This is a genomic window from Cryobacterium sp. RTC2.1 (assembly GCF_035018685.1).
GTDB lineage: Bacteria > Actinomycetota > Actinomycetes > Actinomycetales > Microbacteriaceae > Cryobacterium > Cryobacterium glucosi.
On record NZ_JASJXJ010000340.1, the window covers coordinates 1 to 628 of the forward strand.

Annotated in this window: 1 protein-coding gene; it reads right to left on the reverse strand. The window is 67.2% G+C overall.

The features are described 5' to 3' along the window. The coding region (locus tag QN357_RS19185; protein WP_323505423.1) for an FGGY family carbohydrate kinase at positions 1–628 on the reverse strand (628 nt) is incomplete at both ends.

Here is a 628-nt window from a genome sequence, read left to right on the forward strand (position 1 = left end):
CGTCCTCCTGCCAGTTGGCGCGGAGTTCGTCGAGGTCGTTCCAGAAGCCGACCGCGAGGCCGGCCGCATACGCGGCGCCCAGGGCGGTCGTCTCCGCCACGACCGGGCGCACCACCGAGACTCCGAGGATGTCGGCCTGGAACTGCATCAGCAGGTCGTTGGCCGCCGCGCCGCCGTCGACCTTGAGCTCGGTGAGCGGAACGCCAGAGTCAGCGTTGACCGCGTCGAGAACCTCACGCGACTGGTACGCGATCGCCTCGAGTGCTGCCCGGGCGATGTGGCCCTTGTTGACGAAGCGGGTCAGTCCAACGAGTGCACCACGGGCATCGGCACGCCAGTACGGCGCGAACAGGCCGGAGAACGCCGGTACGAAGTAGGCGCCGCCGTTGTCCTTCACAGACAGGGCGAGCGCTTCGATCTCTGAGGCCGAACCGATGATGCCGAGGTTGTCGCGCAGCCACTGGACCAGGGCTCCGGTGACGGCGATCGAGCCCTCGAGCGCGTAGTGCGTCTCGCCGTCGCCGAGCTTGTAGCCCACGGTCGTGAGCAGCCCGTTCTGGGAGTGCACGATCTCGGTGCCGGTGTTGAAGATCAGGAAGTTACCGGTGCCGTAGGTGTTCTTCGCCTC